Raw genomic sequence first — 24,315 nt, 5'->3', positions numbered from 1 at the left:
ATAGAAGAAAGCCCCGTCGCACAGGCGACAGGGCTCAGGAATTAACGGGTTAAGTTACTAAGAATTCAGAAGAAGAAATTCCAGACGGCACGGGCAACCGACACCACGGTGTCGCGTACAGCCTGAATGATTGCCCGAACCGGGGCCGGTATCAGGGGCATGGAGCTTACTGTGTCCAGTACCGAGCCGACCGTTTCCCCAAAATCGTCACAGGCTTTTTTATTAACGGCATCGGTACGAAATGACGCACTGAGCTGTACCGCTACCGGGCTGCTGGCCTCGCGTGGCAGGCAACGGATCATCCGTTCGGCCATTACCCTAAGCCCCCACAGCTGACGAACCGACACCGCGCAGACAGGGTTTACAGGCTGAAAGATTTCATGCAACTGGCAGATTTTGCGGCTGATGTTTTGCTTCTGCTCTGTGGATAATCGTTCTCCTCCGCTGGTGGGTTCAGTCTTGTCCGACTAGCTGATAACAAACAGCACCTTATGCTGGTATGCCTCACCAATCACCTGTCGGTAAAAATGCTCATCTACCGCCAGAGCCCGGTCATCGGCCTTAATCAGCCACAGCACCAGGTCAAGTCGGGGAAGCTGCTTGCGGTAAAGTGCAGCATATTCCGCATCACGACTTTCGCTTTCACCAACACCAGGCAAGTCCACAATAGTCATAAAGCGCTCGCCAACCTGCAAACGAAAGCACAGGGGGGCGCGGGTACAGGCCACCACATCGCTGACCGGCGACACCTCTCCGGCAAACAGGGCATTACACAGCGACGATTTTCCCGCCCCTGTTTTCCCCATAATGCCGATCACCGGTTCATAATGGATAAGGTTACGAAGACGTTCAAGAATGTGGTTGCGAAGAGGATGCGGAAGCGAAGCCAGCGGTTTCTCAATGGCCTGAATACCATCAAATTTATTCATACAGTGATCTCAGTGTGAAAAACAAAAAGCCCCGCAATCCATTAAGGATGCGGGGGATTCACCAGAATAATATCTGTCTAAAAACATTTGGAATGAGGGATGGAATTTTACACGTGGCAGATAGCCTCAAGCTGGCTGAGGATTGTGGCTTTGCTCTGCATATTTTGAGCTAAATACTCAGGCCAGCAGGACTCGACCGCCTATAGGTGTTTTTTGTCACGGGGGAATGATTCAGGTAAGGGTTTGCGGGGGCGGGTCTGCCGCTTAGCCGGGGGAAAATACTGTTCAATAAATGAGTACAAAAATAAGATTGTCCAGCCTGTTCGTATATCACACAATTAACCCTTCTAAAACCAGGTGTTAGCCGTTTGAATGGCGACGACATTCCAGAACCAGGAAGGTGCAACGTTGATGGACAGAACAGCGATTACAGATAGTTCCCCACTCTCTTCTTATTGCCTCACTATCAACGACAGTCCGGTAAAACCCGATGTGTTACGTTTCCGGGGCACCGAATGTCTCAGCCGCCCTTTCTCGTGGCGTATCGAATTCACTACTTTACAACAAGTTCAGGGCCAGGATGTTCTGCTGAAATACGCCAGTTTCCATATGCGGGACTGCAAGGTTGTTCATGGCATCATTACCGGCCTTGAATGGCTTTCCACCAGTGCTGACCAGTCACATTACGCTGTTACTCTGGAATCCCGGCTTGGTCTGCTCTCCCGCTCCCGCCGCTGTGCTATTTATCAGGCTCTTTCTGTACCGGAAGTGGTGGAGCAGGTATTGCGCTCACATGGACTGGAAGGGACTGATTTTGAGTTCACCCTCTCGCGTGTTTACCCTGTTCGCGAGCTGATAACCCAGTGGCGTGAAACCGACCTGGAGTTTATTCAGCGCATTCTGTCTGAGGTGGGCATCTGGTTTCGTCAGGAGATGAACGACGTCACAGAGCTTGATGTTACCGTCTTTGGGGACAGCCAGCTTCACTATATCTTTAACGGTGCCCTGCCCTATCACGAACCTTCCGGCCTGTATGATGGCGCGGAACTCTGCTGCTGGGGCGTGCGCACCTGGCATAACGTGGTGACGGCGAAGGTATCGACCGGCGATTACAATCATCGCACAGCACTGGAGCCAATGGATGCCACTGTCTCTGTGCGTTCTCCTGCTGTATCCACGGGGGAGCATTATCGTTATGCAGAGCCTTACCTTAAAGCTGGAGATGATACTGACCCGGAGCCCGAAACTGAAAGCGGAGCCTTCTATGCCCGCATCCGCCATGAGCGCGAGCTGAATAAATCCGCTTATCTTCACCTTTTCAGCAACGCTTACTGGCTGAGTCCGGGAATGGTGATTGACCCTGTCGGTGCAAACCTGCGCGACCTTCAAGACGGAGTGATTATCGCCTTTGCATCCTATCGCGGTTCGCGTGATTCCCGTCTGCATGTGTCGGTGTGGGGAATGCCATACCGGGAAGAATACTGTTTTCGCCCTGCTGAAATTTCTCGTCCCGAAATTCACGGCACGATACCGGGGCGGGTGGAAAGCCGTGAAAAGCATGATCCGTATGCGCATCTTGACGCATCCGGTCGTTACCGGGTGCGGATAGATTTTAATCTGGAAGAATGCGAGCCAGGATTCGCTTATCCGTGGTTGCGTATGATGAAACCTTTTGCCGGGGATGAGTATGGCTGGCATATGCCGCTTGTCGACGGGGCTGAAGTGGGCGTGGCATTCCATGATGGCAATCCGGACCGCCCTTATATTGCGAATGCCTTCCACGACTCAGAACACGCCGACATCGTTACCCGTGACAACCGCAGCCAGAACATTCTGCGCACTGCCGGGGGGAATGAGCTGCGAATGAAGGACCTGCGCGGTGAGGAGCATATTGCGCTGACCACCCCGTATGGCGCTTCACAACTCAATCAGGGCCATATTACTGATGAACAGGGCAAACAGCGGGGCTCCGGTTTTGAATTGCGTACCGACGAACACGGTGTGATCCGTGTGGCAAAAGGATTGTTCGTGACCGCAGACGGCCAGACCAAAGCCGCAGGCGAGGTACTGGATATGGATACCGCTCTACGGGAAATTGAAATCTGCCAGAATCAGTTACAGGCTCTGGCCGCAGCAGCGGAACAGGCACAGGCGCTGGAAGCGGATATTGCCAGCCAGATAGCGATGTTTAATAAACGACTGAAGCCGCTTAACGGGATGATTCATTTCCATGGACCGGAGGGCGTAGCATTTACCAGCGGTGAGCATATGCAGCTTGCCGCAGCGGAAAATATTGCCGTCAATGCAGGAGGCGATATCAGCACTGGCTCTATGGGTAACACCACCATCATGGTAGGCGAGAAAATAGGGCTGTTTGCCCGTACAGGAAAACTCAGCGTCATTGCCAGCGAAGGACCGGTGGAAGTGCAGGCGCAGAATGGTGAAATGCACCTGAGCGCAGAGCAGAAACTCAGCATCACCGCTATGGGTGATATCCTGTTTGCCGGGAAGAAACGGGTAACGTTAATTGGTGGCGGCAGCTATCTGAGGATAGAAGAAGGGAAAATAGAATACGGCACAGACACCACTTACACCCGTAAGATTAAACGCACCCATCTGACTGCGCCCGCTACAATGGCGGTAAAGATGCCTGTAATGCCAATAGCGGAAGGTTACAGCGAATTTTTTACCCTCCGCGACCAGAAGACGAATGAACCATTAGCAGGCTTCCCTTATACCCTCTCTTTCTCCGGCACAACGCTCAGCGGCAAAACCAGCGATAATGGGCAAACTCAGCGAGCGTGGACTCATCAGAGCGAAAAAATAGAACTGACACCACATCCGGAACAGTTCAGGCGAGAATTATTCTGTGGCAGCTACTGGGATGCCAGTACATCTCTGCCTCTCGACTTTTCAGATAACGACAAGGAGGAAAGCTAATGGCTGCAGGGAAGAAAACCGCCAGTATGCCAGGTGAGCCTAAAAAAACGGCATCGACGGTAAAAGAACCCACCGGAACCGTTGCCAGAGTCACGAACCCTCTGGATTTGTGGTATCTGTGCGAGAAGGTGAACTATGCGCTGAAATATCCGGCGAAACGCTCTGACGGGCAGTTAATGTATCAGCGTAAAGTGACCCGGCTGATTCGGCAGGATGACCGGAATTTCAATTTTCATTTCCCCTACATTGGGGAAGTGGGTTATGACATGACCGTACAGCCTCCGGCCCCGTTGATGAGCAAACTTCGCCCCAACTGGCCGAGCAGCTTTCCACTGTCGCAATATAGCCTGATAAAACAGGGGCTGGAAGGCCGTCTGAGGGAGATGGCCGAAGGGAAATTGGAACGCATTATCGAACTGCTGACGCGGGATGAGCTGGAAACGCTGCCAGCCCCAGGCACAAGTGACATTGTGCTGGATGATGCGCTGGACGTGGTGCTTAAACGAAAGGGAAGCTTTCGGATACCCGATGTGATTCGTCTTAAGGATGTCAGCCTGACCGGGAAACCGGCTTTCAGTCAGGGCAATATTCATACGGTGATTGAGATTAAGTTTCCTGGTGATTATTTATCGATACAACAACAACGTGCATATGAAGATATTGCCGGAGTTCGGGATAACTTTCGCTTAATGGAAACCGATGTCTGTCAGGTAGACGATAAGCGCAAACGCGAATGGATACGGGACTCGGTGCAGGAGCCGGTTTACAAGCCCGTGGCTGATGCACTGGGAGAGACAGAAAAAATCTGCATCCGCCCTGATGTCCCTGCTTATCATCTGCTGGAAGGAGAAATGGAGCAGGAGTTTCGTCAGGTACAAAACCACTTTAACCAGCTGGCGGGGGATTACTGGGTGCCACCTGCAGGCATGACGGTACATACACTAAAGCCGCAGCGGGATGCGGGAGAAATGGCGCAAGAGGCAAGCGACCAAGAACGTGCTGCTGGTTTCCTTGGCGCTTTACTTGTGGGGCCAATGGTCGTCATTCCTGCCACAGCGGGCGCAGGTTCAGTCGCGATAGCGGCAGGTGAAAGCCTGACGGGAGCCATTGCCGGTACGATGGTGCAATATACCAGAACGGCAGCCACCTTTCTGCTTCCGGCGGGTAGCCTAAATATGGCAACGGCTGCGGAGCCTGATAGCCAGCAACCCACTTCATCCTCAATGAATTTGAAGCCACGCCAGGATTTTGTCTGGTGGCCTGATTAAGGAGCTAACACATGGATTTTTTTGATAAGTTTAAGCAGGCCGAATACGAATTTACTTATGGTGCGGAGGAAGACTCAGAGCGCCACAACGCGCTACAGGTCGGCTTAGTGGCGTGGTTTTATCTGGATAAAGGCTATACCAGGGAAAACCGGGCACGCATTGCCGAGGCGTATCAGCTTTACCACAATGAATTCGGCAAGAAACTGAAGTGGGGATATATTGACGATCCGAATAAAGACATGGATTACAGTGCTATATCACCTAAAGAATTTAAAGAAGCGATCGCCAACAGTTTTGGTGATGACATTGATTTCAAATGGTATTCAGATAAAGGTTTTCGTTTCGCCAGCGACTACTCTGTCAATGTAAATTCACCAGCAGGCTGGTATGAATCAGTTCATAAGCGAGTTAGTTGCTTTGGCTTCTCACTACCAGTGTCAGAATTAAAAGACAAAAGTAACCTTGAAAAGTTACTAAGCCATTTTTGTTCCGTTCTGCAACCCATCCATGGCCTGATGGGGTTAGGTATTCAGCAATGCTACGAAGAAGAACGATATCAACATCTGGAGTATGACATTGGGCAAGAATTTCTTGGCGTCGACATACCTGGAGGGTTGACGGATAAGCGATTAAGGAATGGGTTTCGAACCATTAATTGGCAAACATTTTTCAATAATGAATGGCTGGAAAAATTGGGTGGAATGTCTTATCTGCGTAGTACGCTCAGTAACCCCGCTATTAACATTACGCCTTATAACGGTGGGGTCATCATCCGGGCCGGTGAATGGCCCGAATTAGGCTGGGTGAATGATAATCCTTACCCTGAACTTTATGTCAAAGTGAATAATGTACTGAAACCTATTAGAGCACCAGAAATTGGTAGCTTGGGATATGGATCGATTGCCGGTGAAATTCGTTTTGATGATAATTCCACTGCCAGATGGCTGGCCCGCTTTGATGTAGAGCTTCCGTCTCTTGCCACTATTCCGGCAGCGAAAGACCCTGAGCGTATTACACGCTGGACGGATGAAATTTCACCTTATGCGGGACAATGGGCCACGATTGTTAATGGTACTACCCAATATATTCAGACCCGCGAAGGACAAAAAATGCCGCCCTTTGAGGACAAGCATGGTAAGCAGCATCGAGCCAACTGGAAGCTACTGAAGCGGGATGACAAAGGAAGTGTATTTGTTCTACCTGAATAACAATAAGGCCTTCTCACGCAGAGGGGGCCATCAAATTAGTTACCGAACAATATAATCGTAAACGTAATTACAATCTCTCTCACGAGATGCGTTATTAGTATAAGCTCGTAAATTCCAGATACACCGATGGGGTAATTGCTTGCGGAAAATATTTAGCCTCTTTCTCTGAGGACTGCTACAGCTGCTACATGTAGCAGCTGTAGCAGGGTACCGAGACACAGCATCGAATTTTTTACCGAGAAATGTATCAATTATGTTAATAGCAAGGGTGAGGATAAATACCTCACCCAGAGTGCTATTAACAGGCTAATCCGCTTAAGCGGGGACACTGGCTTGTGCCAAAGTTACGGTTGCTGCTGTGGGTATCCTTGGTTCTGGTTTTGGCCAAGTACGCCAGTCGAATCAGGAAATCCCAGTAGACTGGGTTACGATCCAAAGCATCGAAGATGCTAAACCTATAAACAGCATTTGGTGGAAATTCAGTTAATGTTGCGTAATCTTCGTGAGCAAGCCCTACAGCACTGCACCAGGCTTTCTGTATTCGGGTTGCCATATTTTTAGCATTGAGTTCTTGGTAATTGCCCAGGTACCCATACACATCTGCATTAAACAACAACATCAGGTGGTAATGGGGATGCTCGCTTGTATCACGTTCCCTACACCACCCATAAGATGGCAACGTCGGATTACCTAGTCTCCTGGACCGGTTATGATCCCCCCGTAACTGACTTTTCAGTGACTCGAAGAAGCGAGTAATTGCCTGCGGATCATCTCGCTGGAAGCATATTGGTAGATCAGGCTCTCCTGGTACATGAGACTGGGCGAATCTCGAGTCAGTACGAATACCTAGTATTCGGTTATTCTGCTCCAGTGTGCCGTAGACCATGTTAAGCAGTGGGTTGAGAATATTGAGGTCAATAGGCGATCTATACTTTCTGGAGGCTATTTCTACCAAGTTATCGGTTTCTTCGTTGGTAAGTTAATATTGTGATTCCATAATAATCCTTAAGCATGTAAATAATAATCTTTGGATAATGGGTAGCCCTCACGCTACCCACGTGATGTTGGATATAACCCTGTTGGGGGATGCAGGTATAAGATTAGATCATTGATGAAGGTATATTACATATACCAAGTAAACTCATGAATTGTTCTCCGCAATAATTTAAACGAAAGCCGCAGTGTTACTGACATTAACGTCAAAACATTAATCAGATAAAAAATAAAACCACTCTGAAGTTATTTAGGCATAGGGAGCTTATTCATTACAACTGATCCCGAGTTTATTAAAGGAACATTTGTCTTCTCGGCAAGTTTTTTAGGTTCCATTATTGAACCAATAAATTTTACATAATTAATTCCATTCCTTTCGAATAATTGCACTACTCCTTCAGATTCAAGCTGTTCTAAAGTAGGCATCAGCTTTTCTGAACTTCTGATCGAATATGGACCTTTTTTAATGAGGTCATTCTTTTTGAAGTCGTAAGAACCATTACTAACAAGATTATCTTCAAGGTACCATTTTAATTTTTCAGCCCTTGTAGGCTCTCGGGTAGAATCAACCTTAATGATTAAATGATTAAGAATCCATTGCATTAATTTAGATGCTGACATAAAAGTATCCTTAGTAATTATCGATGAATCGGGTGTAATAAACATTTGCATTACTGCTGCGATTCTTGTTGTTTGTTCCATAAATCTGGCACCAAAATCATCATAGTAGTGCAGACTCTCTCCTGGCTTCATAAGCTCTGTAATTCTTTGGCTTTGTGTATCCCATACAGCCTGTGCTTCTACAGATAAAGTAATACAGATACGCTCTTCATTTTTTTCTCTACGCTCTATCCCGTCTTGCAAATGCTTTACGATAATAGAGAAAAAACCATCAAGTCCTGGTTCATCAGGCCATGAACACGCTTCAGGGATGTCACATAGTTCAGGGAGTTGCTCCAGATCAATCAATAATAAACGGGCTAAGAATCCTGAGTTTCTTAATTTTTTCCCCTGCTTACTTATAAAGTCGTTAAATAATTCAGGCTGTAACAACAGCAATACGGTCAGCCGGACATCATCAACATCGTAGCTGTCACGAGATGCTCTGCTGTCAGAGATTCTCCCTTCTCCCCAAAGAGAGTTGGGAACTGATATATTGCGAAAAAGATTGCTGTCACACACCCCTCCGGCTTCATCAGAACCAAGCATCAATGATGGAGAGCCCAGCGCTAATGCCTTTTTAAGTCCCTCACTTGTTGAATCGTTTTTAGTAAGATACTTTCTTTCTGGGACTGATGGTTTTCTCATTTGGCACTCCTCCAATTCCTCAAGTGCTTCAGTTACATCAGCCTTCTGACGAACAGCTTTGCTAAATTGCTTTTTACGCTCTTTTAGCTCGGTTTCCCAGGATACTAGCTTAAGCTTATAAATTTTCTCTTTTAACAGAAAATCATTTCGCAGCTCTTTTTCCAGTTGATGAATTTCCTCCATCAACAATCTGAATACCGTTGATTTCCTGCTACCTGAGCGTGCCAATAGCATGAGATAAAGTGATGTAAAGGTTCTCCCATTTTTAAGCTGAACATCAAATTTGTCCTGGCAGGCAAGTGCCATTATCCCAAGTAATACTATTAAAATAAGTTCGGCGGCGGCTCCTGTTTTATAATGTATGTAGCTTATTAACCGTTGTGCAAAAGTGGGGAGTGTCTGAAACTCCAAGCAGAGATCTTCATTTTTCTTAGACTTTTTTCCTTTAGACATGCATGGTATCTATCCTCTATTTTTGGCAAAAAAAAATAAATGATGAATTAGGATGTGTATAGCCACTACTTTTCGTTTATCCAGTAAAGTAGATCGCTAAGTAACCAACTACATGACTTAGCCCCAAGCATTTTACGTTGGGGGAACAGGCCTGAGCGTTCAAGCTTCCAGGCAGTTGAACGTGATACAGAAGTAATGTATTGACGTTCTTTCTCTCTAACGAGTCGGTCACAAGGCTCACCGTAATCTTTTAAGACCTGTAGCCGCTGTTGAGATGTAGGTTTGATAAATATTGTATCCATTCTGACTCCTTCGTTTTGGCAGAAGAAGAATGAACTATGAGAGGTTTAAAAAAAAGTGCTACACCTCTTGCTAAAGCTTAGTAAGTGCTTAGCAAGAAGCACACTTGTTATTTTTTATTTGTTTTCAACCAGTTACAAACCTCCTCGGAAGAAAAAACCACATTAAAATTGTAAGGATTCGATTGTGCTCTTTCGGTTAATGTTTCTGCAACTGCAGAGGGATTTCTTAAAAATCTTTTATCGTTAAAAAGATCATGCAGTAGGATATGCAGCATCTCTTTATCTCTATTTTTTCTCGAAACTTTATATTACGTTCGGCAGGAGGATTATCCAACCATCCTTTTACCGTTGACTGGTTTATTGAAATACCTTTTTCTTTAAAAAACCAAGCAACTTTACTTGGAGTAATCGTTCCATTTTTAGCAAAGCATTCATTTATTAGGATGTATAATGCAAATCTACTATTTGGTGGATAGTAAAACGAAATTTTATTTTCATCTTCCCCATGAGAATTAACGCTGCCAGCATCCTCAACAACTGATTCTGATATTACTTCATTAAATAATAAATCTACAGTTTCTCTTTCTATATAAAGATTTTTTATTTTTATTGTCACCGGTGTATTGAAAATTAAATAATCATAATCTGCATTATAAAAAGGAGATGCAAAAACAACCCCGGATTTATTTTTTAAATTATCATAATTTTCTTTATCTGATAGTAAGTACTGTGTACGGTTAAAATGTGTAGTCTTTGTTGGTCTTATATGCCAGTAACCATATGCCATACCATTGTATCTATACTCGTTATATCCTTTAAAGAAACGAATAGACCACTCATGATAAAATTTACATTTAAAATGATTTTCTAAGTTCTTTTCAGGTATAAACCCCAAGTATTCATGAAGCGGACTATTTTCATGCTGAAAGAGATCAGCTCCATTAATGACATTATATTTAAAATCATCATTGTTTTCGCGACAATGCCTTAACGTACATTGTTCACCATCAAAATGGATAAAAAGATAAAGCTTTCCTATCATCCACTGACTAATAAAAAAATCAATATCCAGATCAATTCTATCAACAACCTCGGATAAAGAATAGAAAGACTTCATTATCAACTCCCAACACTAGAGGACTTAATTTCTGTCGTACTTTTGACTCATTGCTATCATCGCAATTGATATTCGATTAGTACAGCACTAAAAAGCCATTCACATTAGAGTTTTTTACATGTGTCACATTTAACAGATTGCATAGAGATACTGAGGTGGGCTAAAGAAGTAATCTGAGCAGGATCAATAATTATCGAATAATTATTAAATTTTTCTAATCGAATATGTTGTAATTATAAGTGTTACAATACTATCAGAAACCTTGCCAGACTTAGCCTGTACCACTATTATAGCTAGGTAGCATAAGGAATTCTCAAATGAGTAGTCAATCAACATCCGCGCAAGTTACAAAAGCCCAGATTTATCGCTCCGTTGCCAGCTCAACCGCGATCGAAACTGGCGTATCTGTACAAAAAATTGAGCAGCAACTTAAACGAAATCAGGCACTGGCGAAAGCCGTTGGCCTCGCCCGTTAATCGGGCAAAATATCGCCCACTATTTGCAGCATGGGACCATAGTTCCCTGATACGCCTGCCTGTATTGCCTTGAAGTAAAACGCCTTGTGCTCATCCCATAAGCTGTAATCCAGTAAGCCCTTCCCTGCCAGAACCGACAGCACATCACAAAGCAGTCTCGACAGACGCCCGTTACCTTCTCTGAATGGGTGGATCAAAATAAACTCCACGTGGCATTCAGCCAGATAATTGACCAGATCCGGACGAGACAGAGATTTCAGTTCACCAGACCTGGAGAGAAACCGCTTCTCGAAACCATCAAGAAGAAGCGGAATCCTGTCGGCAGCAGCAAACTGAAATCCATCCTTAGTCAAGTTGGCATTACGCAGCCTCCCCGCCCAGTCGTACACATTCCCTAGCCATTGGCGATGCCACCTACTGATGTGCTCAAAAGCCAGCACCTCAGGTGGCTGGCCCTCAATAAATAGCTGCTCATACAGCATCAGCAGCAAGCCAGACTCCAGCGCCTCCATTTCCTGCTCGTCAATGATCCCCAGCTTATTGGCAAGCACTAGGTCGTTAGAGCCTGGCTGATACCGCTCTTCTGCTGAATTAAGCTCATATTTTGGCAAGGCCTTTACCTCCGTCCAAACAAATTCACAACGTTATTTTCCTGCTGTCGTTGATAGTTGTTAATCCGATCTTCCCAGATCTCAAGCGCCCTGCGCTTTTCAGTCAGGTAATCATAACGATCATAGTGTTTCGAGCTAACGTCGTTCAAAGCGTGATTCTGGATACGGTCGCGGATCTCTTTGCTGATCCCCGCCTCCCCCATCAACGTTTTACAGGTGCGACGTAAATCTCGCGCCGTGAAAACTTTAAACTCAGGATTAAAAGCCCGGAAATACATGATGGAACGCGCCAGACTATCGGTACGCACCGGTCGTTCGCCGTTCGTCGAGAGCGGGAAGATATAGGGGCTGTTACTTTCCTTAGTCAGTTCTTTCACTGAGGCTAATTCACTTAATGCCGATTCAGTCAGCGGGATCAGGTGCTCCCGTTTGTTTTTCGATACATCGGCAATGACTAGGAGCGTCTTTTGCTGCCAGTCAATCGCGCTCCACTGGCTGGCAATCATTTCAAACGGACGCTGCCCACCAGCATAAACACAGAAGCGAATCAGATGCTGCATCAGTGGCCCAACGTTAGTTGCCTGAGCGAACTGCTCCATGACAAAACGTAGCTCTTCCAGCGTTAACCATGTATCACCCACTTTTTCCGCCGAAGACTGTTTTGGTATGGCCGATACCGGATTTACTTCAAGACCGAACGTAATACCCACGCTGGTATTCATCGGATCGTTATCGGCTTTTAAGCCGTAGTTAAATGCTGCCATCAGATACGAGCGAATCCGGTTAGCATGCACCACCGCATCACGCTGGATAATGCCTGAGAGGATGGTTTTGATCTGCAGAGGTGTTACATCCTTCGCTTTGGTTTCTCGAGGGATAACCGTGTAGCACTCTTTTTCAAGACGCTTCAGGACATCGGCCCAGGTCCGCTTGTTGTCGAGCTTCATCTTGTTAACGTAGCCATGCACCAGTTCTTCAAACGATCCTTGAGAACGATGGATCTGCATGATGTGCTGTTCGGCCAGGCGCTGTTGCTCAAGCTCTTGCTGGGGCTCTTTTCCTTCAACAAGCCAGGCACCATACTTTTTCGCCAGCTCATTGGCCGTCACCAGTTTCATCTCAGGCCAGATGCCCAACTGGATGAACTTCTCTTTCTTCCCTTTCTCAACGTAGTAACGGAAATAAAAAACTTTGCTGCCTGAAGGCTGAACCTTAACGCCAAGCCTGCCAGTACCACGTTGAGCGCTGTTACTCCACACGTAGTACGCCGTGCTTTTTGTCTTCAATCCACGTATAGCAGTCTCGGTAAGATTAGCGGCCATGAGTTTACCTTTCTAAGGATAAGCGTTACCTGACCCGATGCCCATTTCGGGTCAGGTAACGGGTCAGGTAAGGATAGTACAATGGGGAAATGAGAGAACCAATCAGAAACAAAAACAACTTCATAACTGATTGATTATAGACAATTAAAAATACGAATAGAGACAATGACGAACAATTAAAAACATGCCAATTTTATGACTCATAATCGCTTGGTCGCTGGTTCAAGTCCAGCAGGGGCCACCAAATAAAACAAGGAGTTACGCTAAAAACGTAGCTCCTTTTGTTTTTCTGGGGATATGCCGGGAATATTTCCGGCGCTACCACACCCACCCCATGTTTCTCAGTATCCAATGCCGGTTTTCCGTTTCCTGCGCGGTTTTATAAACAAAATCGCACTGATATCTCTCGATCCACTGATTCGCCTCACTTTCGGAATAATGCCAACCCCGTGCGCGCAACTCGCGAATAAAATCACGCGTGTGCAAAAACTGGTAGCCTTTCGCGCTCACCTGGATAGCCACGAGGAACGCAGCAGGGATATCGCTTTGGCGGGCCATGACCACACCTCCTCTTCATTCTGTATATAAACACAGTACAAGCAAAGGTGACACTAAACGCACTACAGCGGCGGGTAAACCTGCATGATTACCTCTTTCTCGATATCGGACATAACTTCATTCAAGGATTTAACTGCTATATCCAGACCAGTCACCTTCAGACGGCTAATTTCAGCTGTTACCATTTGTGCTGAAATACGCGGGTTAGCAGGGTTCTGGCATTCCGAGCTATATAGAGCTCACGGATTGCCAATGAGAGATAACATGGTTTGCTGACTTGCTGGACTGACCCCAAGATTTAGTTCTTTAGGAATAAAACCTATCGAGTAATTGACATTATTTATCTCCTAAAAATTATGAGTTATCAGATCAATATTTACTTATTTTTCTAAAATAAACTCGCAACAATCCATTGCCCAATGCTCTGTTTTTACCGACTTATATATTTATGATAGGTGCGAAGAAGTATCTATTGCAAAATAACAGACTATTTTAGTACTTTAGTTGTAATGTATTGAAAAATGACTCGCTAAATTTAGTGATTTATTTATCCAGCGAATTGAGCGTAGCAGTCTGCGACCTCCTTTCCTGGTTCCGTATTTTTTGACGGACTTCGCTTTCTCACAAAACCGACATTTTACTACAACCATCGCCACCAGGATCCCCCCAAAAAAGTGAGCATTCTACCTGACCAACAACACGTTGAAGACTTGATCGACCTGTAACATATATAACTACAGGCGCCAGCATAAGCATATTGATAACACAACTAAAAAAAAGCATTATAAAGGTGGCTTTCGTTCCCTTTAATAACTCCTTCAGTTCTGTTGGCGTATGCTGGCGCGGCATAGTCTTCTCCTTATCCGATTAGAATAAAATCATCAATATCGACGCTTTTAGAGTTCACATTTTCTAAAGTAATGACATTGCCATTAGCAGGATCGCCGATGGTAATTACGGTACTGTTACTGGCTCCTCCGGCAATCTTGACGCTGCTGGCAAAATTCGCCACACCAATGCCTAATAAACTCAGATCGAGGTAGTCCTGTCCACCGCTGGGATTACTATCGAAACCGTTGGTAATACGGTCTCGCCCAAAGCTTTGGCTAAAGACGAAGATGTCATTCCCGGAACCTCCTGCCATGATATCAGCACCCTGGCCACCATCGAGTCTGTCGTTACCCGCTCCGCCTGTCATGTTATCGTTACCGGTCCCGCCCTGCAGGTTATCTATACCATCACCACCATCAAGGGTGTCATTTCCTGCCCCACCGTTGAGCGTGTCGTTTCCTCCCAGACCATACAAAAAGTCATTACCGCTGCCACCGTTGATAGTGTTGGCAATGCCATTCCCTCTGCCGGTGAAAGCGCCTGTCCCGGTGAACACCAGTGTTTCAACGTTATTGGTCAACGTGTAATTGTGGAGGGTGGTCTGGACTACATCCATCCCGCCATTAAGGCCTTCCTTGACAGTATCCATAGCATGATCAACCAGATAAACATCATCTCCGGCCCCCCCTGCCATGCTATCAGCGCCCTGGCCACCGTCGAGTCTATCGTTACCCGCGCCACCCAGCATGTTATCGTTGCCGGCCCCACCCTGAAGGTTATCGGCTCCGTCACCACCATCAAGGGTGTCATTTCCTGCCCCACCGTTGAGCGTGTCGTTTCCTCCCAGACCATACAAAAAGTCATTACCGCTGCCACCATTGATGGTGTTGGCAATGGCATTCCCTCTGCCGGTGAAAGCGCCTGTCCCGGTGAACACCAGTGTTTCAACGTTATTGGCCAACGTGTAATTGTGGAGGGTGGTCTGGACAACATCCGTCCCGCCATCAAGACCTTCCGCGACAACATCACCAGCATTATCAACTATATAGGTATCATTGCCGAAACCGCCCGTCATCACATCAGCGCCAGTTCCGCCGTTGAGAATATCGTTGCCGGCCCCACCGTTGAGCGTGTCGTTGCCGCCCCCACCATTGAGAACGTCATCGCCGAGCCCACCACTGAGAACGTCAATGCCGTTCCCGCCATTGAGGACGACGTTGCGGTTGACTACGACCGGCGGATTATCGAGCCGGCTCGTCCCGAAGATGTTCTCGGGAAGATTGGTCAGGCCCGTGTTGCGTGCCACGATCCCGGCAAAGCCCTGCTCCTCGATGACGTCGTAGAGATCCAGATGCTCCACGCGGTCGAGATAATACAGCCGGTCACCTTCCTGGATCCGGTCAAGTTGCTCGTGGATGATGACCCAGAAAGTCTGGCCAACCACACCGCCATTGATGTGCTTCTCGGCGAGTCCGCCTACGAACAGATCAACTCTGTCGATGCCTTTGACGGTGTTTCCGTTAACAAATTTATAGCCAGGATTCGCCGCCAGGAAGCCTGCAATTTGAGCATCCTCCAGCACGAGGTCTGGATAGGCCTGTTTGAATTGCCCAATGACTGTGTCGCTGAGATTGTTCCGTGCCTGGAAGTCCTCCCACGAACTGTAGGGTGTGAGATCGCTGGCAAAGCTGACCGCCTCCATCACATACGGATCGCGAGAGGCCATTAGCTCGGCCCGGATCTGGTTCATCGAACCCAGACCGACGTCCCACTCGCGGGCGACGTCGAAGGCGAACACGTCAGCACTCATGCGAACGAGGTCGTTTCGGACAGCATCGACGATATTGACGTCGACTTCTTCCGCAGGCTGGACAACACCACCGGCAATGATCCCGGCGACACCCAGTTGCTCATAGCCTGGCTGTGGAGAGTAAGGCAATTGCGCTTTGGGCAAGGTGAACGCGCTCGTATCGTTCGTCGGGTTGAGGAATGCGTCGAACAGCGGAACCTGCGTTGCATTGCCCTGAGCATCTAACACCGTGAGCGTCTGCCCTATCAGCGAATGACCGAACCGGTAAGCTGCAGTCGCGAACTCGTGCGAGACTCGTGCATCCACTTCCGGATTGTACTCGGCGAAGCCGTGATCGCCCTCGCCTCTCATGCCACCAAGCAACTTGTTGGCAAAGTCGGTGTAAATAACGCGCTGATATTCAGCTTCGTTGATGATCTTGGCAGCCTGGAAAAGCTCTTCAGCTGTTCCATCAAATCCGGCTTCGAGCAATCCGTTGACATGGAAGTTGTGATTCCGCTCCCAGATGTTGTGGATCGCGGTTAGTGCGATGTTCTCGTTCGCACGTCCATCACCCGCCACGTAATGGTCGAGCAGGTTGATAAAGGGGTTGGTGTCGAGCAGCAGCGCAAAGCCACTCCCCATAAAATTAGAGGTCATGGCAGGAAGCATCGCTTGGTTGATAACGCCATTGCTGTCGACCAGTCCGGCGAAGTACTCCTGGAAGGTCACGCTGTGATCGCCCGGCAGCGAGCTATCGGTAAACAGCGTGTTGTTGTTCCAATGATGCAGGATCAGTTCACTCAGAGTGGGCAGCAGCTTGAAATTTGGATTTGATGGATCCACTCCGCCCTCTAACAGCTTGCCCGTAAATCCTCCCAGTCCATCGCCTTCTCGCAGAAACTGGCCGACGAGTTCGTTCGAGCCATAAGTTTGGTTCTGGTCAGCGAATGGCGATGTCTTATTGAGATGCTGCGGGATGCCATTGGCATCAATGCTGTCAACGGTGCCGCGAGTCAGGTCCGCGGGATTTGGAACCGAGCCCGGAGCACCAATCTGGATCGTTCCGTTACCTCCCTTACCGAGGAAATCGAGACCGTGATCGAAGTACTGACCGAAGGCCGTGAATAAGCTGTTCACGCCAGCGGCGTTGCCAGAAAGGTTTGCTTCCTGTGCGCCAAGGACATTGCTGATGGCACGAGGATCCAGCCCAGAGAACAAGGGATTGATGTCGCGGTTGTGAGTCGTCTCATTGTAGGCACCGTAGTGCGCATCTGTGAGTCGTATGAACGGTTGATCTGCTGATCCATAGTCAAGGTGAACACGGTTATTGCCGGTGCCTTCGAGATCGCGGATCCCGAGTGCATCGTTGTCTTCACCTCCTTCAAGCCCGTTTACGAGATTCTTCAGGTTGGCGACATCACTGGCGGTGAGCGAGAAAGCACCGTCGCCGCCGACATCGTCATTGTCATTGTCATTGTCATTGTCATCGTCATCGTCATCGGCTTTCGTCGACGTTTCCTTGCGCGCTAAAATAGTGGGATCGGCAGATTTCAACTTGGTGTTCATGCCGTCAGGCTCCGTGCTCTTGTCCGGAGTCAGCGTAGAAACCTTGGATCTCGGTGTCAGCTCAATAACTTCCTGCGGCGACGGCGTGCCAAACACATCATCCAGACCTATGTCGAGCACCGGATCGGTACCTTTTTTCACTTCAACTGCGGATAAGAAATTGGCGGTCCGGTTGCTAATAATCCATGACGGCGGATCTATAACCGACCACATCCCTGCGTATCCAGCGTGAAACGAGGAATCAAAAAAGCGCAGGAAGGAAAGGTCTGTGGCACAAGACTTACCTTGCCCTGTGACCAAGTTGTTAAAGCTAGCATCGAAGGTACGGATACCGAATGGAAACAGATGGTTGGATAGTATATTGACGTTGACACCGTCGTCATCCGTTTGTGGTATAGGGATTTGCTTGAGGATATATTTCAGGTCAGGCTTTTTGACATCGTTCATTTTCATTTCTCTCAATAATGATTATGAAAGGGCACGAAAAGGCGAAGCCTGTACGCGGCACTCGGATTACGCGCCTGGAATTACTAACTGCGCGAGTAGGCAAAGCAGGTCCGAGGCCCGGGTGGACCATGGATGTTGGAAGTCAGGAAGAACGACTTAAATCCCCCCTTCACTTCACAAAAAGACCATATGATGGATATGCTCAGCTCCCACTGGAAAATCGCGACGACTTACTTTGCCAAAGTAATAACAAGCTTCAGACAAGCGATCCCCTGATATTTAATAAAGCCAAAAAATTAACAACTGTCAATTATTTGTAACTACCATCAACAACCTTTAATTTCCCAATAGCAAAAATCGTCAATATTACACAGCAAAAACGGACCACCGGTATTTAACCGGTCAACATTGCGCTGATAGCCGCGCTTTAACTATCCAGAAATTCAATGCTATAGGTGAAATTTCCCAGACGGATGTTGAATCGTTCACAAAGAAAAATTAATTATTAACATAGCCACGATAAAATCAATAATATAAAAGTTGATAAAAAATCCTAAAAATAATACGTTATTAGTACCGCTTCGTTGACATACCGAAACTAACTTATATTGACATGTCATCAACATCATAAACGAGGTCATTATGTGTGATGTGACCTGCACCCAGAATTAGACATTACCGTCAGTTAGTCATGTCGGTTTGTTTATCTTTAATTTTTCCATTTCGCCAGTCTGCTGCGACTCTGATGGTGTCGGATAATTCAGTGCTGAATTCTGGTGATTAAACGTGTATTCCGGCTGACGCTGCGTGACTACGATTGTCAGGTTGCGGAGGCTACGGCCATGGTGCGAGCGTTGAATAAAATGACGAAGGCAGGTATGCCTGAAAATCCGACCAGCTACAGAGATGCCCGCACTGAGTCTGATTTATTCAACAACTCTTCATACAGGGTGAAGAAGTCAGGAAAGGACCACGTTACGCTGATGTTGAATAGAAAAAGGAGATCAAAAAGGTAGTTATGCCTTTATTTTTACTACACTATATCAAAACATATATTTAGCTATATTTATTATGTTGTTTGTTTTGATTTTCTTATATGTTTATATACCTTTAGGTAAGATAATCTAAAGGGTAAAGTCATTGCTAACACAATCTGATTTTTCAAAATTCACAAACTTAAACATTTCAATTAACAACATCCTTGTTTTTGCTGCAGTAATGGATACAGGTGGGATAGCACCCGCATCGTATTATATGAATTGTTCTCCGTCAGCCATAAGCCTTTCTTTGAAAAAATTTTGTTCTTGCTTTCCAGATAAGCTATTCAACAGAGAGGGACGTCGTTTAATCCCAACAAAAGAGGCGCGACTACTGTATAACGAAATTGCCCCTGCGATAAAAAATCTTTTATATGTAATGACGCCCAATATGGATATTTCATCAACATCCATAGAACAGGCTTCATAAAGTCTTTTTATATCATGTTGCCGGTTCCGCGCGCCCTGTCCATCCCAGTCAATCACAGTAAGTGTATGCCCTGCGATCATTGACTGGGAAACAGCTGCCAAAATTTAAAAACCCAGAAAAACAATTTAATAATAACTATTTTTGCACTTACAACCGCGACACTCTTTCATTAATTTCACGTAAACTTAATTGAAGGCGAACCGATATTCTTTTCCGATAAGTAGCAGCAGTTTTATAGTTGATCCCCATTCGTCTCGCCGTTTCATTCAGTCCTATTTTTTCTGTTTGCAAGACAAACCACTGGAGTTCCCGCAGTGATAGCCGAATACCACTCATCTGACCGATTTTCCTGGTGATCAACGGACTCATGAGCGTTTCTGGTGATGGGTCACCGGAGAAAAGAATGAGATGGGATAATGCATTAAGCGCCTCAGTGCGATGAACAACGCCCATAGGCTGGAGATTTACCGCAGCGGCCAGCAACAATGGATCAAGTAAGCGGGTAAAAACAATGATGCTATATTGGTCTGCTGGCCACTCGTCCTTTGCAAACTTTAAGAATGCGAGTCCTTCCGACAGAGTCTCACTCTCGCTCATTAACTCGGTAATAACTAATACCCGTTCGTGCTTCCCAATACTGGCTGACAGTTTTTTCTTCAATGCGGAAAGCGTTATGACTCTCAGCGTAATTGAACGGCCTGCCAAGCTATCAATAAGAGCACATAGTCCAATGGCACTATAATAGATATTGTCCATAACCAATACTCGTTCGTAGGAAAGATTAAAACCCTCCATATCATGCTCTATATTTACAGGAGACGGTTGAAAAACACTCATTCAGATAACCGTTAAATGTTATTACTCATTATTTATAGCATCAATAAACTCATCATCTGCAACGGCACATTTTCCATTATAAATGATATCAATGTTATAAGATGCGAGTTTACGCTTATGACTTAAGTCTACAGTATATTGGGTTGAAATTTCACCCACATAAAGTACGCCAATAGCCCAAAATAAAATATACTTTTATGTTCAAAGGTGCAATAACCACGAAAAAATAGAGACACTAGATAAAAACAATCAACAACAACCAGAAAACAAGAATATTCCCCCAAGTATTTATAGCACTATAGTTATATATTCCGATTTGACTTAACTTACTGAATGCTAGTACTAACATACTTAAAAACTTAAATAGTTGCATTTTTTCAATGATCAACACTATCTCATTATTTGAGAAAATAAACTCGTAAATAAAAAACATGAGAGGATAATTTTGCAGGCAGTTTCACAAAGCATTAAGGCTTAATCTTAAGAGTATGGCATCGCAGCCCATAATTTGCGTGTTCAGATCCCCACATGCAGATAGCAACTCTTTGGACGCTACCACCTTGAAAGTGGAAACGTCCGTTAGAGTTTTATTCGATAGTCAGCTCACACGAGTTCTTTGAGCTGCTCCTGCATGTAGGACGAAAAGTACTCAGGGTTCTTGATAAGGATACGGTTACCGGAGGCAACTTTTTCTGCCCATCCGGCGACTTTTTTTGTGAACTCGGGATTCCATCCCTCCTGCTCACCTCGTGCCGTCACATCCGCTGCGCTCACTGGCACACCTAAGTCGTGCAAATATTTTAAAATTCCCTTGGCCGTACTTTCATCCATGGAATGGGGTACTGACGCCGATGTGTTCATACCACCAATAAAATCCAATGCTTTCTCAATTGCTGTTGGCATGCTCTTATCCTTAAAATTAACCGCGTAATAAACACCTTTATACTATGTACCCAAGTCAGCCGGGATATCAAAGAGAACGTTACCTTTATTTGATTTATGCCGCAGCCAAACGCTTGCGGTGGTGGTTTTCTGCACTATCCTTCCGTCTCCCCGGCTAAAACCAGCCCGGTTGCCACCGCATTACGCGGTCCTTCTGTTCCGCGAATGTTACCCTGACCGGCAACAACACCGTAATTCGCCAACGCATCGGTGATCATCTGCGGGATTTCAAAATCCAGCGACGAACCGCCCACCAACACCACAAAAGAGATATTGCGAATTGAGCCACCGGGTGAGACCTGATGCAACGCGCGCAGACAGTTCGTCACAAAGACCTTCTCTTTTGCCTTTCGGCGCACCAGACGAATTTTTTCCAGCGAGGTCTGGTTATCTACCGGGATCAGCTCGCCCGCTTTCAGATACACCACCTTGGCGAACACTGATGGGCTGAGCGGTTCGCGAAAGAACTCCACCGCACCGTTCTCATGGCGAATACTGAACAGACTCTCCACTTTCGCCAGCGGATATTTCTTTATCTCCTCCGCCAGAAAAGAATCGCTCAGACCCAACTCCGTTTTGATCAGCAGGCTGACCATGTTCCCTGCCCCAGCCAGATGTACCGCCTTGACGGTACCATCGCCATTGATAATCGCGGCATCGGTGGATCCTGCACCTAAGTCGAGGATCGCCAGCGGCGCTGCACACCCGGGCGTCGTCAATGCCCCGGCCACCGCCATATTGGCCTCCACACCCCCCACCTCAACGGGCGTGTTAAGTCGCACACTCAACTCACTGGCGATCGCCTGCATCTGTAACCGATCAGATTTAACCATCGCCGCAATGCCAACAGCATTTTCCATTGAATATTCCCCGGCGATACCGCCATGGACTTTGCGGGGAATAAACGTATCAACCGCCAGCAGATCCTGAATATGCACCGAATTCATATCGTCTCCGCTCAGCGAGGCCATCACCTTACGCACGCGCTCCAGCATGCCGCCCGCGTGAGTACCAGCCTCGCCGTGAATATCGCAGACCGGCACACAGGCGTTCATCGCTTGCATAATCGCCTGTGCCCCTTGTGCTACATCGGCTTCACCGCCGCGCTTTTCTCCACTGATAAAGATCTTGCCCGCCGGGATCACCCTTGAGCGCACATCACCCTGCGGAGTTTTCAGCACCACGGCGGAGCGGTTGCCGATCAGCGCTCTGGCGATCGGCACGATCGTTTGCGTTTCCTCCGGCGTCAGGGCAAAGAAGGTGGCGATGCCGTAGGGATTTGACAATACCCGCACCACCTGCCCCGTCGCCGCAACTTCTACCGCCGCCTGCACGCCTTCCGGAACCTTCTCCAGCAACGTGACTTCATCGATCACCGGCATCGTTCTGAGCAGACGATTATTAACCAGTACGCCATCATCTTTTTTCAGGATAGCCGCCACCACGTTGACACCACGATCCAGCGCCTCATTGATAAACCAAACCGCCTCGAGGAAATCTATCTCTTCACCCACCAACGGGATCCATCCCTGAGCAAACTGATCCTCGCGCAACGACGCCAGTTTCACCACGGCGATCGTGGTGCCCATCCCCACGCCAACGCCGCCGGGTGTTTGCGGGTTATGACCAATCATTGTCGATTCAGTGATGATGGTTTCGGTGATCGTCTCCATCGCCACATCACCAATCACCGGCGCGGCCTCGTTGATGCAAATTTTCGCCACATCCTGAAACGACCACGGCGTGTTATCCAGTGCCTGCTGCAGGGAGGCGACCACCCCGGCAATATTGTCCCGCGTGCCTTTCATACCCGTGGTGGCGACAATCCCGCTGGCGACAAACCGGCCATCCTGCGCCAGCGCCACTTCCGTGGTGGCGTTGCCAATATCAATCCCTGCAATTAACGACATAGCCCCACCCCGTTACTGGCTGCCTTTACGCAGCTTGTTTCTCTGCTGGTACACTTCCGCCGACTCGCGGACAAACCCGGCGTTCACCGTGGCATGCCAGGTGTGTTCCAGTTCATCGGCAATGGCCTGCAGCTCTGCGAGCGATGAGCGAAACGGACGTAGCGCGTTGTAGATCTCCAGTATGCGGGCATCCGGGATGGCGATCAGCTCCGCCGCACGGCGGAAATTGCGCGCCACGGCGTGACGCTGCATCTTCTCGGCAATCTGCGCCTGATACTCCAGCGTTTGCTGGGAAATACGCACATCCTGTGGCCCCACGCGTCCAGCCAGCACATTCTCAAGGGTAATGTCGGTTAACGGCTTCCCGGTGGGAGTGAGGATTTTCTCCGGGCAGCGGGTCGCTAATGGGTAATCCTGCGCGGTCATGATGTTGTCGTTCATGGTCATTCCTTTACGAGTGCAATATGCAGCGTGACAGGTGCGGCATCCTGCACCACGTGTTTGGTTTCTTTGATATGAAACAGCGCGGCCTTGGCCATAAATTTGGGTCGCACCATTTGGTCATTGACCACCGGGACCGGCGATGGTGACTCTTTACGTGCATAACACGCGGCGTTCTTACCGATCTGGCGATAAGTTTCCAGCGTCAGCAGCGGAGCTTGGGAGAACAATTCCAGGTTGCTCAGCGGCAGCAAATCACGCTGATGAATAACCGTGGTTCCTTTCGACTGAATACCAATCCCGATGCCAGAACCGCTGAGGTTCGCCGCATCCCAGGCCATAAAAGAGACATCCGAGGTGCGCAGAATTCTGACCACCCGCGCATGCAGCCCCTCTTCTTCAATGCCGGCCACCAGCTCTTTCAGGATCGCTTTGTGCGGCATATCAATCAGGGTTTTGTGCTGATATTTATCAAAGGCTGGCCCGACGCCAATCACCACTTCATCCGCGCGATCGCCCGCTTTTGCCGCCTCGCCCTCGCTCACCTGCAAGGTGAAAACCGGCTTACGTTCAATTGTACATTCCACCGTGTACCGC

The 24,315-nt window shown here is 47.5% G+C and carries 19 protein-coding genes and 2 pseudogenes; 6 read left to right on the top strand and 15 right to left on the bottom strand.

Going from position 1 to position 24,315, the window contains the following annotated elements:
- Positions 1 to 65: 65 nt before the first annotated feature.
- Positions 66 to 929: pseudogene (locus E4Z61_RS20320) on the bottom strand (GTPase family protein).
- Positions 930 to 1,340: 411 nt separating this feature from the next.
- On the opposite strand from E4Z61_RS20320, the gene E4Z61_RS20315 reads away from it, so the two are divergent.
- The 3 genes from E4Z61_RS20315 to E4Z61_RS20305 are packed head-to-tail and all read left to right on the top strand — an operon-like array spanning position 1,341 to position 6,345.
- Entirely contained in the window at positions 1,341 to 3,869 is a 2,529-nt protein-coding gene (locus E4Z61_RS20315) for a type VI secretion system Vgr family protein (protein WP_135324972.1), read from the top strand.
- Positions 3,869 to 5,137: a VRR-NUC domain-containing protein gene (locus E4Z61_RS20310; RefSeq protein WP_135324286.1), complete on the top strand. Its 1,269-nt coding sequence runs from the start codon at positions 3,869 to 3,871 to the stop codon at positions 5,135 to 5,137. Before E4Z61_RS20315 ends, E4Z61_RS20310 begins: the two co-directional genes overlap by 1 nt.
- 11 nt (positions 5,138 to 5,148) lie before the next feature.
- On the top strand, positions 5,149 to 6,345 hold the full coding sequence (locus E4Z61_RS20305; RefSeq protein WP_135324285.1) for a type VI immunity family protein: 1,197 nt from the start codon (positions 5,149 to 5,151) through the stop codon (positions 6,343 to 6,345).
- A 298-nt stretch (positions 6,346 to 6,643) separates the two neighbouring features.
- On the opposite strand, the gene E4Z61_RS20300 is transcribed toward E4Z61_RS20305, so the two are convergent.
- From E4Z61_RS20300 to E4Z61_RS20285, 4 genes are all read right to left on the bottom strand, one after another.
- Positions 6,644 to 7,300 (bottom strand): inovirus Gp2 family protein, encoded by a 657-nt coding sequence (locus E4Z61_RS20300; RefSeq protein ID WP_240703836.1) that lies wholly within the window; start codon positions 7,298 to 7,300, stop codon positions 6,644 to 6,646.
- Between the two features lie 284 nt (positions 7,301 to 7,584).
- Positions 7,585 to 9,099 carry a YfjI family protein gene (locus E4Z61_RS20295; RefSeq protein ID WP_135324284.1) on the bottom strand — a complete coding sequence of 505 codons (1,515 nt, stop codon included), beginning with the start codon at positions 9,097 to 9,099 and terminating at the stop codon, positions 7,585 to 7,587.
- A 65-nt stretch (positions 9,100 to 9,164) separates the two neighbouring features.
- Positions 9,165 to 9,401: a helix-turn-helix transcriptional regulator gene (locus E4Z61_RS20290; RefSeq protein WP_135324283.1), complete on the bottom strand. Its 237-nt coding sequence runs from the start codon at positions 9,399 to 9,401 to the stop codon at positions 9,165 to 9,167.
- 226 nt (positions 9,402 to 9,627) lie between these two features.
- Positions 9,628 to 10,518 carry a hypothetical protein gene (locus tag E4Z61_RS20285; protein ID WP_135324282.1) on the bottom strand — a complete coding sequence of 297 codons (891 nt, stop codon included), beginning with the start codon at positions 10,516 to 10,518 and terminating at the stop codon, positions 9,628 to 9,630.
- Between the two features lie 317 nt (positions 10,519 to 10,835).
- Between E4Z61_RS20285 and E4Z61_RS20280 the strand changes: the two genes are divergently transcribed.
- Positions 10,836 to 10,994: a hypothetical protein gene (locus E4Z61_RS20280; protein ID WP_135324281.1), complete on the top strand. Its 159-nt coding sequence runs from the start codon at positions 10,836 to 10,838 to the stop codon at positions 10,992 to 10,994.
- On the opposite strand, the gene E4Z61_RS20275 is transcribed toward E4Z61_RS20280, so the two are convergent.
- The 5 genes from E4Z61_RS20275 to E4Z61_RS20255 form a co-directional block, all read right to left on the bottom strand.
- Complete coding sequence (locus E4Z61_RS20275; protein ID WP_240703835.1) at positions 10,991 to 11,605, bottom strand: Fic/DOC family protein; 615 nt, start codon at positions 11,603 to 11,605, stop codon at positions 10,991 to 10,993. The genes E4Z61_RS20280 and E4Z61_RS20275 overlap by 4 nt on opposite strands.
- Positions 11,606 to 11,610: 5 nt before the next feature.
- Positions 11,611 to 12,927: a tyrosine-type recombinase/integrase gene (locus E4Z61_RS20270; RefSeq protein WP_135324280.1), complete on the bottom strand. Its 1,317-nt coding sequence runs from the start codon at positions 12,925 to 12,927 to the stop codon at positions 11,611 to 11,613.
- A 318-nt stretch (positions 12,928 to 13,245) separates the two neighbouring features.
- Positions 13,246 to 13,485 carry a hypothetical protein gene (locus E4Z61_RS20265; protein ID WP_135324279.1) on the bottom strand — a complete coding sequence of 80 codons (240 nt, stop codon included), beginning with the start codon at positions 13,483 to 13,485 and terminating at the stop codon, positions 13,246 to 13,248.
- Between the two features lie 621 nt (positions 13,486 to 14,106).
- Positions 14,107 to 14,334, bottom strand: a complete 228-nt coding sequence (locus tag E4Z61_RS20260) for a hypothetical protein (protein ID WP_135324278.1) — start codon at positions 14,332 to 14,334, stop codon at positions 14,107 to 14,109.
- A 10-nt stretch (positions 14,335 to 14,344) separates the two neighbouring features.
- On the bottom strand, positions 14,345 to 18,121 hold the full coding sequence (locus tag E4Z61_RS20255; RefSeq protein WP_167817568.1) for a peroxidase family protein: 3,777 nt from the start codon (positions 18,119 to 18,121) through the stop codon (positions 14,345 to 14,347).
- A gap of 794 nt (positions 18,122 to 18,915) precedes the next feature.
- Here E4Z61_RS20255 and E4Z61_RS20250 point away from each other — a divergent pair.
- Both E4Z61_RS20250 and E4Z61_RS24435 read left to right on the top strand, forming a co-directional pair.
- Positions 18,916 to 19,011: pseudogene (locus E4Z61_RS20250) on the top strand (IS5/IS1182 family transposase); the annotation flags it as partial.
- Positions 19,012 to 19,339: 328 nt separating this feature from the next.
- Complete coding sequence (locus E4Z61_RS24435) at positions 19,340 to 19,588, top strand: LysR family transcriptional regulator (RefSeq protein WP_420808717.1); 249 nt, start codon at positions 19,340 to 19,342, stop codon at positions 19,586 to 19,588.
- Between the two features lie 147 nt (positions 19,589 to 19,735).
- Here E4Z61_RS24435 and E4Z61_RS20240 read toward each other — a convergent pair whose 3' ends face one another.
- From E4Z61_RS20240 to E4Z61_RS20220, 5 genes are all read right to left on the bottom strand, one after another.
- On the bottom strand, positions 19,736 to 20,425 hold the full coding sequence (locus tag E4Z61_RS20240) for a hypothetical protein (protein WP_135324275.1): 690 nt from the start codon (positions 20,423 to 20,425) through the stop codon (positions 19,736 to 19,738).
- A 603-nt stretch (positions 20,426 to 21,028) separates the two neighbouring features.
- The gene (locus E4Z61_RS20235) at positions 21,029 to 21,328 is read right to left on the bottom strand and encodes a DUF1889 family protein (protein ID WP_135324274.1); all 300 of its coding nucleotides are present in this window, start codon (positions 21,326 to 21,328) and stop codon (positions 21,029 to 21,031) included.
- Positions 21,329 to 21,462: 134 nt separating this feature from the next.
- On the bottom strand, positions 21,463 to 23,277 hold the full coding sequence (locus tag E4Z61_RS20230; protein ID WP_135324273.1) for a diol dehydratase reactivase subunit alpha: 1,815 nt from the start codon (positions 23,275 to 23,277) through the stop codon (positions 21,463 to 21,465).
- Positions 23,278 to 23,289: 12 nt separating this feature from the next.
- The gene (locus E4Z61_RS20225) at positions 23,290 to 23,718 is read right to left on the bottom strand and encodes a diol dehydratase small subunit (protein ID WP_135324272.1); all 429 of its coding nucleotides are present in this window, start codon (positions 23,716 to 23,718) and stop codon (positions 23,290 to 23,292) included.
- Positions 23,719 to 23,720: 2 nt separating this feature from the next.
- Positions 23,721 to 24,305 carry a propanediol/glycerol family dehydratase medium subunit gene (locus tag E4Z61_RS20220; protein WP_135324271.1) on the bottom strand — a complete coding sequence of 195 codons (585 nt, stop codon included), beginning with the start codon at positions 24,303 to 24,305 and terminating at the stop codon, positions 23,721 to 23,723.
- Positions 24,306 to 24,315: the final 10 nt, after the last annotated feature.

It is taken from the genome of Citrobacter tructae, assembly GCF_004684345.1.
Classification (GTDB): domain Bacteria; phylum Pseudomonadota; class Gammaproteobacteria; order Enterobacterales; family Enterobacteriaceae; genus Citrobacter; species Citrobacter tructae.
This window is presented reverse-complemented; position numbering and strand designations above follow the sequence as displayed.

Excerpts from the sequence above, each read along its gene's own strand:
- E4Z61_RS20315 (WP_135324972.1), top strand. The coding sequence starts at position 1,341 with ATGGACAGAACAGCGATTACAGATAGTTCCCCACTCTCTTCTTATTGC.
- E4Z61_RS20310 (WP_135324286.1), top strand. The coding sequence starts at position 3,869 with ATGGCTGCAGGGAAGAAAACCGCCAGTATGCCAGGTGAGCCTAAAAAA.
- E4Z61_RS20305 (WP_135324285.1), top strand. The coding sequence starts at position 5,149 with ATGGATTTTTTTGATAAGTTTAAGCAGGCCGAATACGAATTTACTTAT.
- E4Z61_RS20295 (WP_135324284.1), bottom strand. The coding sequence starts at position 9,099 with ATGTCTAAAGGAAAAAAGTCTAAGAAAAATGAAGATCTCTGCTTGGAG.
- E4Z61_RS20290 (WP_135324283.1), bottom strand. The coding sequence starts at position 9,401 with ATGGATACAATATTTATCAAACCTACATCTCAACAGCGGCTACAGGTC.
- E4Z61_RS20285 (WP_135324282.1), bottom strand. The coding sequence starts at position 10,518 with ATGAAGTCTTTCTATTCTTTATCCGAGGTTGTTGATAGAATTGATCTG.
- E4Z61_RS20280 (WP_135324281.1), top strand. The coding sequence starts at position 10,836 with ATGAGTAGTCAATCAACATCCGCGCAAGTTACAAAAGCCCAGATTTAT.
- E4Z61_RS20270 (WP_135324280.1), bottom strand. The coding sequence starts at position 12,927 with ATGGCCGCTAATCTTACCGAGACTGCTATACGTGGATTGAAGACAAAA.
- E4Z61_RS20265 (WP_135324279.1), bottom strand. The coding sequence starts at position 13,485 with ATGGCCCGCCAAAGCGATATCCCTGCTGCGTTCCTCGTGGCTATCCAG.
- E4Z61_RS20260 (WP_135324278.1), bottom strand. The coding sequence starts at position 14,334 with ATGCCGCGCCAGCATACGCCAACAGAACTGAAGGAGTTATTAAAGGGA.
- E4Z61_RS20255 (WP_167817568.1), bottom strand. The coding sequence starts at position 18,121 with ATGAACGATGTCAAAAAGCCTGACCTGAAATATATCCTCAAGCAAATC.
- E4Z61_RS24435 (WP_420808717.1), top strand. The coding sequence starts at position 19,340 with ATGGATACAGGTGGGATAGCACCCGCATCGTATTATATGAATTGTTCT.
- E4Z61_RS20240 (WP_135324275.1), bottom strand. The coding sequence starts at position 20,425 with ATGAGTGTTTTTCAACCGTCTCCTGTAAATATAGAGCATGATATGGAG.
- E4Z61_RS20235 (WP_135324274.1), bottom strand. The coding sequence starts at position 21,328 with ATGCCAACAGCAATTGAGAAAGCATTGGATTTTATTGGTGGTATGAAC.
- E4Z61_RS20230 (WP_135324273.1), bottom strand. The coding sequence starts at position 23,277 with ATGTCGTTAATTGCAGGGATTGATATTGGCAACGCCACCACGGAAGTG.
- E4Z61_RS20225 (WP_135324272.1), bottom strand. The coding sequence starts at position 23,718 with ATGAACGACAACATCATGACCGCGCAGGATTACCCATTAGCGACCCGC.